The sequence below is a fragment of the Bacteroidales bacterium genome (genome assembly GCA_013314715.1).
Classification (GTDB): domain Bacteria; phylum Bacteroidota; class Bacteroidia; order Bacteroidales; family GWA2-32-17; genus Ch61.
In genome coordinates this window covers 42,760-53,519 of record JABUFC010000023.1, presented here as the reverse complement: position 1 = coordinate 53,519, position 10,760 = coordinate 42,760, and the positions used below count along the sequence as shown (strand labels likewise).

Genomic DNA, 10,760 nt, shown 5'->3' with positions numbered 1-10,760 from the left:
GTAATGACGGTAAGGGGATGCGTTCGCTTGCCATGACGTGAGAGTTACACATTGCTTTTTTTTTATCATTTAGATTGTTCTAATGTAATAGATAAAAAGCAATACAAATAATTAAAATAAGTTTGAAATTTTTATCACAATAAACGAGTACGTTTTTTAGTTTTGCAAAGGGCTCATATTATTGATTATCAACAGTTATTATTTTTTAAATTATTTTGGAAAGCATTGATTTGGCATTTAAAATATATTTTTTTACGTTTGCATATGAAAGGTTTAGTAGTAAAAGTTGTTGGCAATCAATACACGGTTATTGTTAATGAGAACAGACAAATCGATTGTGTTCTGAAAGGCAAATTACGTTTACAAGAATCTAAAAGCACAAATCCTGTAGTTGTTGGCGATTGGGTAGAAATCAATCTCATATCTGATGGTAGTGGCATTATAGTTGACATTTACGAGCGGAAAAATTATATCGTTCGAAAGTCGGTCAATTTGTCTAAGCAAAAACATGTATTAGCTGCCAATATCGATTGTGCATACTTGGTTGTAACTTTGTTATTCCCAGAAACCAATCTGGAATTTATCGATCGTTTTTTAGTTAGTGCCGAGGCTTATCGAGTTCCGGCTGCTATTATTTTAAACAAGTGCGATTTATATGCAGAGCTAAGCGAACAAGTAACAGAATTTGAACACATATATCAAAAAGCGGGTTACCCCATTTTTAAAATATCAACTATAAGCGGCGAAGGAATAGAAAAGCTAAAAATACACATGCAAAATAAATTAAACCTCATAGCAGGTAATTCAGGTGTAGGCAAGTCTTCTATAATCAATAGAATTGAACCATCATTAAATTTGAAAGTTCAAGATATTTCGCTTGTTCACTTTAAAGGGAAACACACCACAACATTCTCGCAAATGTTTCCTCTTACCATAGGCGGATATGTTATTGACACACCTGGCATTAAAGGTTTTAGCTTTATTGACATTAAAAAAGAAGAATTGTTTCATTACTTCCCCGAAATTTTTAAACTAACTTCGCAATGCAAATATTACAATTGCACACATACCAACGAGCCTTATTGTGCTGTAAAAGATGGTGTAATAAATGGCATGATTCATGAAACGCGTTACCGAAATTATTTAAGTATGTTTTTTGATGAAAACGATAAACATCGTTGATTATTATTTATAATATTACATAAAGTCTTTAAAATCGGGTATTTTATTTTGTTTTATCCATTCGGTACCATTATAAAAAAAACAATAATGACTTATACCGTTTGTAATAAATATATAAGGTGCTTGTTCTCGATAGTTGTACATTGCGGCCTGACTTATTGTTTTATTAGTAAGTTTAATAGTTGGCGCCTTACACTCACATAATAACAAAGGCTTTGCTTGCCTCGAAAAGGTTGCTAAATCGACCCTATAAGCTTTATTCTTAATAAAAAAACCGTACTCTACTTGTATCAAAGATGCGGGATAATTCAAATAGTTTATTAAATAATGTATTAAATGTTGGCGAACCCATTCTTCAGGTGTTAAAACAATATATTTTTTGCGAATAACATCATAAATAAACCACTTATCGTCTCTCTGCTCGACAAATAATTCAACATTCGGAAAATTTAATATAGGATATAATTTCTGGTAATTCATGCCAATCGATCTTTATTCTTTTGAATAAAATCTTTCCACGATCGTGGTTTCTTTTCGTTATCGCTCAACAAATTCTGATAAGAATGACAAACAGCAACAGCAAGCGCATCGGTAGCATCTAAATATTTGGGCATATCTTCAAAGTGCAATATTTTCTGAATCATGGCTGCTACTTGTTCTTTAGATGCATTTCCGTTGCCCGTTAAGCTCTGTTTTATTTTTCGTGGGGAATATTCAAACACTTTCATCTGATGCGACAATGCTGCAGCCATAGCAATTCCTTGAGCCCTACCTAGTTTCAGCATCGACTGTACATTTTTCCCATAGAATGGTGCTTCTATCGCAAGCTCTTGTGGTTTAAACTCACGAATTAGCATATCTACTCTGCTAAAAATATGTTGTAACCGTTCGAAATGGTCGGGATATTTGCGTAACTCTATAACACCTAAAGTTATTAAGCTTGTTTTTGTGGCTTGAAGGCATATTAAACCATAGCCCATAATAAGTGTTCCAGGATCAATGCCTAATATTATTTTATCGTTGTTTGCCACGTTCAAAAGTAGTAATTTCTTTCCATTTAGACATCAAAATTCCTAAGGCAATAAATATAAAACCTAAGAATGCATAAATAGTTATCTTTTCGCCTAAAATAGTAGTAATAAAAATTAACGATATAAAGGGCGATAAAAAGATATAAATACTAATTTTATCGGTTCTGGTTGCCATTTGTAAAGCCATCATCCATAATATAAAAGTTATTCCCATCTCAAAAATACCAATATAAATAGCAGCTATAAATGAAGTTGTAAATTTAAAAGCAGGAAAACCTGCCCATAAGCAAAACAAATATATATATATTGAACCAAACAAAAAATTTACAAACAACTTTTGTGTTGGCGAACGCTGATCTTTTAAATTCAAAACCCAATATGCCGACCAAACTAAACTACTACTTGTTGCCAATAATACCCCCCAAAATGTAGACAATGTTTCTATTGCATCATTTCCGTTAGAGATGAGCCAAACACCAAAAAATGAAACAATTAAAGCAAAAACCGATAGCCATGTTAGTTTTTGTTTCAGAAAAAAAGCGGAGAAAAACACTAAAACTACTGGCCAGGTATAATTCAATGGCTGAGCCATATAAGCCGGCAATAAACTATAAGCTTTTAATAATATTAAATAATAGGCAAACGGATTTAAGGCACCCATTAACATAGATAATAAATATTGTTTTCGACTTAACTTAAACGAAGTCACTAATTCATTTTTTGTAATAAGAAATAAGGCTAGTACTAACGTACTCACCCAAGTTGCTATGAGCAAAAGTTGATAATAGTTCATTCCACTTAATGCAATTTTAAAAGCCGTCGCAACAGTGCTCCACATTAAAACAGCCCCTAAGGCTAAAGCAGTTGCTTTTTGATTGTTCGTCATGGTGTTACTGTTGGTACCCAATCGTTTATATCCTGATTATTTTTTTCGTTTAAATCTCCCCTTAAGATTCGATAACGTTTTCGTGCTTCATCAGCAAAAAAGCTACCTGGGTATTTTGTAAAAATTATTTCCAAATAATATTTGGCCTTTTCAATATCTTGAAGTCTATATTGATAAATATTGGACAACTTATAAGCAGCTTGTGGTGCAGTTACTTCAGTATTAAAACGATTTAAAATGGAATCATATAAAACAATCGCCTGTTCTATCTTATTTAATTTTATTAAAAGATCTCCCTTTCGAAGTAAGGCATCATCATATAATGAGTATGCATCTTTATTTTCCATAATTGAATCTAAACATAACAATGCTAAGCTATCTTGGTGTTTAAACGAATAAAAATCGCTATTTGAAAAGGTTTTAAGGGTCCGTTGTGTAGAATCATTCTCTATGTTATCACTTATGAACTGCGATAAAGCTAATGCATCGTTTGCAATTAATTTAGAAGTTGATGCCTTTAAAACATCCATTTGTGCTTGTGCCCATAAAAAATCGCCACTATAGTAAGCCAATAAGGCCTTTTTAAATTTTGCTTCGGCAGCAATAGGTTCATTCCCATTATTTTTTTCTACCTGAGTATATAAAATAGTTGCTTCCCATATATCATTTTTCATTAAAGTTAAATCGCCCAGCAATAGTTTTGCTTCATTTAATTGTGGAAGGGAAAATAAAGAAGTTCCGGTTATAACTTTTCTAAGCATGTCGATACTTTCATCGGTTTTGTTTAAATAAAAAGCTTTGACTTTTATTAAAGCCATAAATGCCGAGAAAGTATTTTTGTTTATACCATTTTGCTCAATATGTTGTTGTAATAAATTTTCGAGTTCAATAATTTTATTTTTATCAACATATTCACTATTTATAGTTTGCTCATATAAGGTAACTAAATATTCGTTTTTAGCTTCGAAATACCACGCCCCCCGTGTTCCTTTTTCAATAATATACTGATAAGCCTTTAATGCTGTTGTATAATCTTTGTTATCAAAAGCTGTTTGTGCTAAAGTATAAACTCTGCTACCATCTTCTTTATTCCGTTTATCGAGTGCAATAGCAAACGTTAATGCTTTACTAAATTGCATTTGCTGAATATATAACCAAATTAAGAGCTCACTCATTATGGTTGCATCGGGATTTTTTTGGGTCTGAAGAATTAATTTTTCTTGCAATTTTGTTGTAAGTGCTTTGTCTTCACTTGTATATACCGATTGTTGCAAACGATTTTGAACCGTTTGAATCATTTGTGGATTTTCCAATAGAAGTGCAATGTATTCATCCATCATTTTTTCGTACATTTTTTGAATTTGATAAAGTGATGCAAGCTCTAAATGAAAACTATAAGCCCCTTTCAGCATTTTTTGACCTTTTAAATAAACAGCTTCAGCCTGCGAATATTCCTGATACATTATAAAAGCATTGGCTGCCTGAAATATTTGAGATTGATTTGTATTAAGCGACTTTAAAACATCATCATAAATTTTTTTCATTGCATCAAAATTACCCGACTGCTTATATACATGACCCAACATAATGCGCAAATTATAATCATCGGGTTTCTTTTTAATTTCTTTTTTAAGCATTTTTTCGGCTTCGTTAAATTGTTTAATTTGAAGCAAAGACGAAATATAGTAAGTTAAATAATAGGTATTCCCTTGATTTTGATATAATTCATTAAACAAATCGGCTGCTTTTTCGTATTCTTTATTTCGAAAATATTCAAAAGCAAGTTCTTGTTTTTCGGTCGATTGAGCATATACACTTGATACAAAAAGCTCAAAAAGAATAATAATCGTCCACCAACGATTCATATTAACCTAACATTTATCAATTATTATTTTTACAGACTATCTTTTTTGAGCTTTACCTCTGATAAATCAAAAATACCTTGTTCGTTTAAAATAAAATTTTCAACTTTACTATTTACAATATGTTGACGGCTTTGATTTTGATCGGCAATCGCTTTAAAAACAGCTTTCTCTCCTTCAAAAAGTTTTACATTTTCTTCAAGAAAAGAAGTAAATGTTTCATTATCTATATTTAACACAACATCGAGCTGTCCATTTTTAAGCATTTCGAGTTGAGCTTTCATTGAACCTACAAAATAAATTTTTACAGTGTCTAAATATGGTAAACAGTTGCCTTTTCTATCAAGCTTAAAATAATGAGGATTGCGAATTAATACTAAAGGTTTATTATTTTCCGGAAAAGAATGAAGCATAAAAGGGCCAATACCATTGGTTAAACTGGTGTTATACATTTCGTATGCTTCTTTAGCAATAATAGAAGCAGCTGGATTGGCTAAAAAATGCAAAAACATTGGATTTGGTTTTGTTAATTTAATTACAAACGTGCTATCGTTTTCTACTATAAAGCCTTCAATATTGCCAGTAGTTTTTTTACTATCGTAAAATTCTTTTGCTCCCTTTACTTGCTCAACTAATAAAGCATAAGCTTTATTTTCAGGCGACTGAGTACACAAACGAGTTAAAGAAAATAAAACATCTTGAGCAGTAACTTTACGCGACTTTCCATTTTTAAAACATTTATCGGGATGGAAATAGGCATTTGTATTTAAAAAGAAACGATAGGTGGTTTCGTCTTTATCAATTTCCCACCGATCAGCCAATCCAGGTTTTATAGTTAATGATGCAGCATCAAATTTAACCAATCCTTCGTGAATAAGTGAAACTATCTGATTCGAAATAGAACTATTTATCGACAATGGATATAAAAGCTCTATATATCCCGATTCACCAATCGATAAAGTACCAAATGCTTCGCTGTTTTTACAAACATTATCGTTTTCATTATTATTGCATGCGTTAAGCATCAGTGCAACCAAAATAATTGCAAGAAAAAAAATTTTATTCATAGGTTGTTTGTTTTTACAAAAATAACTATTTTTGTTCAAATATTAAAAGGTTTTTAGCCAATGAATAAAAAAATATTGATTTTTTTTTCATTTTTTTTTGCATTGAATTATATTTTAACCTATATTCGTTGTTTAAAAGTAAATACGTTTTGCCAATGAAACGAGTTTTGTTTAGTATGCTGATTATTACTCTTTTGCAATCAAGTTTGTTTGCAGGAGATATTATTATAGACGGTATTTTCCAAGGTAAAAATTTATATGTTATGAATCCATTTGCTTCATCGGGAGTTGGATTTTGTGTATATGAGGTTACTGTTAATGGTAAAGTTTCTACCGATGAAATTAATTCAAGCGCTTTTGAAATTGATTTAAGTGTTTATCAATTTAATATTGGCGATAAAGTTACTATCGTTATTAAACATAAAGACAATTGCGTTCCAAAAGTATTAAATCCAGAAGTTTTAAAACCTAAAAGTACTTTTAACACTACAAGTATCGAAGTTACACGAGATGGTACTTTAAAATGGACAACGACCGGAGAATCGGGCAAGCTCCCTTTTATTGTTGAACAATACCGATGGAATAAATGGATAAAAGTAGATGAAGTAGAAGGGAAAGGGACATCTGGAACGAACACCTATTCTGTAAAAGTTTCGCCTCACTCTGGCAATAACAAGTTTAGAGTAAAACAAATTGACTATACTAAAAAACCTCGTTATAGCCAAGATGTTTTGTTTAAATCGCTTCAACCACCCATAACAATTACGAGTAAGAAATTTGATACCGAAATTACTTTTAGCGGTGAAACCATGTATGAAATATACGATTATTACGGCAATAGAATACTTAAAGGTGTGGGATCAAAAGTTGATATTTCTGGATTGAAAAAAGGAGAATATTTTATCAATTACGATAACACAATGGATCAATTTAAGAAAAAATAAGCAATTCCTTATTTTATCTTAATCGTATTTTTGTAATACTTTCATTAAATAAAGCTATTTACATTAAATTGTTTTATTTTTTAGAAAACACCGTATATATTGTATGAACATGAATTACACTTACCGTTCTTAATTCCTCTATAATTAACTTCGTAAAAATCTTTTCGTGAAATTAAAATATTCTTACAACGAGGACAATAAGTTGCATTATCCATAAGTCTCACATTTCCTTGATAAACATATTTCATTCCCATTTTTTGAGCCTCAAAATATGCATTTTGAATATGCTCAAGTGGAGTTGGTTGTAATTTTTCGAGCTCATATGTCGGAAAGAATCGAGAAAAATGAATCGGTATATGGTTTAAAGAATGTCGAAGCAACCACTCTAAAAAAGCATGAATTTGTTCAATATTATCTGAAAAACCGGGTACCATTAAGTATGTAAGCTCTACGTGAATATGTTGCTCTACTAAATACAATATGGTATCTAAAACGGGTTGAAGTTGAGCACCAGTTAATTGCTTATACACCTCATTTTCAAAAGCTTTAACATCAATGTTAACCGCATCTAAAAAGGCTGATAATTGTTGCAGTGCTTGAGGCATTATATATCCATTCGAAACTAAAATATTTTTTATACCATATAAATGCGAAATCTTAGCGGTTTCTAATACGTATTCATAAAACACAGTAGGTTCTGTATATGTAAATGAAATACTTGGAATTTTTTTATTTAAAGCCAGTTTAACTAATTGTTCAGGCCAAAGCTCAGCAACAATATTACTTGAAAGCTTTTGTGAAATATTAAAATTTTGACAATTTTTACATTGTAAATTACATCCTTCGTGAGCAATTGATAAGGTTTTTGTCCCTGGTAAAAAATGATAAAGAGGCTTTTTTTCTATAGGATCCAAAGCCAATGCACATAAATTTCCATAAGCTTGAGAAAAGAGCTTTCCATCTTTGTTAAAGCGTACTTTACATTTGCCTACTTTGCCTTCTGAAATCAAACAATTATGTGGACAAAGTAAACAACGAACTTTTTGCCCTTCTACTTGCCAAAAAAGTGCTTCTTTCATTACTCAACTATGCTCAATGCAGCTTCTATATACGAATAAACATCGGCATTAAAATGACCTCTGTATTCTTTGGAGGTTTTATGTCCCAAACGAACAATGACCATGTTTTTTTGCGGAACCATAATGATGTATTGTCCGTAAAGACCACATGCCATATTGATTTTCATATTTTTGTAATTCAAAATCCACCACTGAAAGCCATAAAAATCAACACAATTACCTGCATAATCGCTAAGATTGGAGGCAGGCGAAAAACTTTGTTTTAAATAATCAGAAAATAATAATTGACTTCCATTCCACTTTCCTTCGTGCAAGCCTAATATGCCAATTTTTGCATAATCGCGAGCAGTTGCATTGAAACAACAATATGCTTTTTCGTAACCACCTTTTCTGTCTAAACTCCACAAAGCATTGTGTTCAGCTCCCAATGGTTTCCATAGTTTTTCAGAAAGATATTGACTTAAGGTTTTACCAGTAGTTTTGGTAAGTATCAACCCTAAAAGCTGGGTGTTAGCACTTAAATATCGGAAATTAAATCCGGGTGCTTGCACTACTTTTAGTTTTGTCATTTGTTTGTATAAATTTCGACCATAATAAGCCTTGGCTGTTGATCCAAAAGGGTTTAAATAGCTTTCGTTCCATGCTAAACCACTGCTCATTGTTAGTAAATCACGAATACGAACATGCTTTTTGCATCCATCTTCAAAATCGGGCAAATATTCGCATACATACTGATCGATCGACTTTATATAACCATCTTGAATAGCAAAGCCTATCAACAAACTAACGATGCTTTTTGCCATAGAAAAGGAATTGGAGAGTGTGCTATCACTGCCTTCGTTCCAATATTTTTCATAGCGAATGGAATCGTCTTTAATAACCATAAAGGCCGTAGTCTTTAACTCTTGCAACATAGGCAAAAGGGTTGCAGGATATTCTTTTTGATTGTAATAAACAGATCTCGGTATAGGAATTGGCTGTAACGTTTCTACCACATTGTTTTTAAAAATCTTATAATCGTAAATTCCGGCTGTTTGATAAATAAGTGCTTTATTAACATAGCATCCCTGAAGTGCAACAATAATGAAAAAAAATGGAATAAATTGTTTAAACATATTATTTTGATAAGGGTAGATTTGTTTTTACTCGAACATATTTACGCACAGACGAAAAATAGTTGGTATCGTTAAAATGCTGAATAATGAATTTTTTAATCATTTTTTTGTTGTCAATTTCGTTCGAGACTTTGGTGTTGTAAAAGCCCCAAAAACAAAGTGTGTCGCCCCTTAATTTAAAAGGGTAGTAAATATATCCTTCAGATAGTTTATCAAATAAGGCTTGAACATTTGCAATACGCCTACCCGATAGCCGACTTTCCATCGCTTTGAACAACAAAAGATTTTCAGTACTGTCTTTGTCAGGCATAAACATTAAAACATATTCGTTTCGATTAAAAGGTAAAATGATTAAAGAATGAGGGTTGGTCTTTAGCTCAAATTGATTATATTCTTTGCTCCCAACGAATTTCCAAACGCCGGTAATAGCTGTGTCAATGATTGATTTGCGAGGACATGTAAGTGTTTTATAACCGCCCAGTTCTTGGCAAGCATATAAAAAGACAAGCAACCCGATAAAAACAATGCTTTTCATTTTACATTTTGGTATAAACAGCCGAAACATTTTCTGGTCCATTGCCTTCGTCGAACGTATAGGACCAACTTATAGAGTTAAAATTTGACGATACCGTTCCCGAACCATTGAAAAGATTGCCATCTAACATTTGATTATTAATAGTGATCGTTTGCCCACTAACATTGGCTTTTATTGATTTTCCCAAGCCTAAATTAAAAAAATTATCGATGATGATTAATCCCGATACTGTATCTTTGGTTATTTCAACATAATAATTTTGTGAACCGTACGTTGCCGAGTTTTCCTGACATTTCCATGACGAAACAAGTTTATCGCGAATATCGCCGGTATCAGGAGTTGGATCATCGGGCTTACAAGCAACAAATGCTATAAGAGTGATAAATACTATAAATTTAAAAAATGAACTAAAATGAATCATCGCCATGTATTTTAAGCAAAAATACAATAAATGTAATAAAAAATAAAATGTTCTTTCAAAAAATTGTATCTTTGAATATTTAAACAAATCATCATTTTTATGCAAAGTATTAATGTTTATTACGAAATGTTCGAAAATGTAATTCGAAATTTTGGTGTAGATCCAGTAGCCTGCCGTGGCGAACAAGAAGGTCAATGGAATTTACAAAAAGGCTCAGCTCCGGTATGGGTCGACATATATACCGTAGAAGACGGAACTTATGGATACATACAAGTAATGTCGCCTATTTACGAATTGCCCGAAGGTACTAAAGAAGAAATACTAACCGAAGCCTTGGAAGTTAACCATAAACTTTTTGGCTGTGGTATTACAAAATTTAACAATTGGCTTTATATAAAAAGTATTCGCGAATTAGATGATTTAAGCGAAAAGGAAATTACAGCTATGGTTAACCGCGTTGGAAATTATGCCGATCAATACGACGATCATTTTAAAAACAAATTTTCGCTTCGAGGAGGTGGTAGAATAAACAGCTAAATAAATAAAAGCAATAACAGTAAATAGATTACTTACTTATATAAAGTAAAAAAGGAAGTAGTCTTATATCTCATTATTGCTATACTATTTTTCCCATCATT

General features: G+C 31.8%; 12 protein-coding genes. 3 read left to right on the top strand and 9 right to left on the bottom strand.

The window, feature by feature from the left end; all coding sequences use genetic code 11:
* Positions 1–264 precede the first annotated feature (264 nt).
* Entirely contained in the window at positions 265–1,182 is a 918-nt protein-coding gene (gene rsgA / locus HPY79_07015; protein ID NSW45545.1) for a ribosome small subunit-dependent GTPase A, read from the top strand.
* A 15-nt stretch (positions 1,183–1,197) separates the two neighbouring features.
* On the opposite strand, the gene HPY79_07010 is transcribed toward rsgA, so the two are convergent.
* The 5 genes from HPY79_07010 to HPY79_06990 are packed head-to-tail and all read right to left on the bottom strand — an operon-like array spanning position 1,198 to position 6,028.
* On the bottom strand, positions 1,198–1,662 hold the full coding sequence (locus HPY79_07010) for a type I restriction enzyme HsdR N-terminal domain-containing protein (protein ID NSW45544.1): 465 nt from the start codon (positions 1,660–1,662) through the stop codon (positions 1,198–1,200).
* Positions 1,659–2,213: a crossover junction endodeoxyribonuclease RuvC gene (gene ruvC / locus HPY79_07005; protein ID NSW45543.1), complete on the bottom strand. Its 555-nt coding sequence runs from the start codon at positions 2,211–2,213 to the stop codon at positions 1,659–1,661. The genes HPY79_07010 and ruvC overlap by 4 nt, the downstream gene beginning before the upstream one ends.
* The gene (locus HPY79_07000) at positions 2,197–3,120 is read right to left on the bottom strand and encodes a DMT family transporter (GenBank protein ID NSW45542.1); all 924 of its coding nucleotides are present in this window, start codon (positions 3,118–3,120) and stop codon (positions 2,197–2,199) included. Before HPY79_07000 ends, ruvC begins: the two co-directional genes overlap by 17 nt.
* Positions 3,096–4,964, bottom strand: coding sequence for a tetratricopeptide repeat protein (locus HPY79_06995; protein NSW45541.1), 1,869 nt, complete (start codon positions 4,962–4,964; stop codon positions 3,096–3,098). Before HPY79_06995 ends, HPY79_07000 begins: the two co-directional genes overlap by 25 nt.
* Before the next feature lie 29 nt (positions 4,965–4,993).
* A complete protein-coding gene (locus HPY79_06990; protein NSW45540.1) occupies positions 4,994–6,028 on the bottom strand; it encodes an ABC transporter substrate-binding protein in 1,035 nt (344 codons plus the stop codon).
* 155 nt (positions 6,029–6,183) lie between these two features.
* Here HPY79_06990 and HPY79_06985 point away from each other — a divergent pair, with 155 nt between their 5' ends.
* A complete protein-coding gene (locus HPY79_06985) occupies positions 6,184–6,972 on the top strand; it encodes a hypothetical protein (GenBank protein NSW45539.1) in 789 nt (262 codons plus the stop codon).
* Positions 6,973–7,052: 80 nt separating this feature from the next.
* Here the strand turns inward: HPY79_06985 and amrS are convergent, their stop codons facing one another.
* Genes amrS through HPY79_06965 form a run of 4 tightly spaced genes read right to left on the bottom strand, consistent with a single transcriptional unit; the run spans position 7,053 to position 10,122 of the window.
* A complete protein-coding gene (gene amrS / locus HPY79_06980; protein ID NSW45538.1) occupies positions 7,053–8,051 on the bottom strand; it encodes an AmmeMemoRadiSam system radical SAM enzyme in 999 nt (332 codons plus the stop codon).
* Positions 8,051–9,166 (bottom strand): serine hydrolase, encoded by a 1,116-nt coding sequence (locus HPY79_06975; GenBank protein ID NSW45537.1) that lies wholly within the window; start codon positions 9,164–9,166, stop codon positions 8,051–8,053. The genes amrS and HPY79_06975 overlap by 1 nt, the downstream gene beginning before the upstream one ends.
* A 1-nt stretch (position 9,167) precedes the next feature.
* Positions 9,168–9,701, bottom strand: coding sequence for a hypothetical protein (locus tag HPY79_06970; protein ID NSW45536.1), 534 nt, complete (start codon positions 9,699–9,701; stop codon positions 9,168–9,170).
* Between the two features lies 1 nt (position 9,702).
* A complete protein-coding gene (locus HPY79_06965) occupies positions 9,703–10,122 on the bottom strand; it encodes a hypothetical protein (GenBank protein ID NSW45535.1) in 420 nt (139 codons plus the stop codon).
* Positions 10,123–10,221: 99 nt separating this feature from the next.
* On the opposite strand from HPY79_06965, the gene HPY79_06960 reads away from it, so the two are divergent.
* Positions 10,222–10,659 (top strand): YbjN domain-containing protein, encoded by a 438-nt coding sequence (locus tag HPY79_06960; GenBank protein ID NSW45534.1) that lies wholly within the window; start codon positions 10,222–10,224, stop codon positions 10,657–10,659.
* The last annotated feature ends 101 nt before the right edge of the window (positions 10,660–10,760 follow it).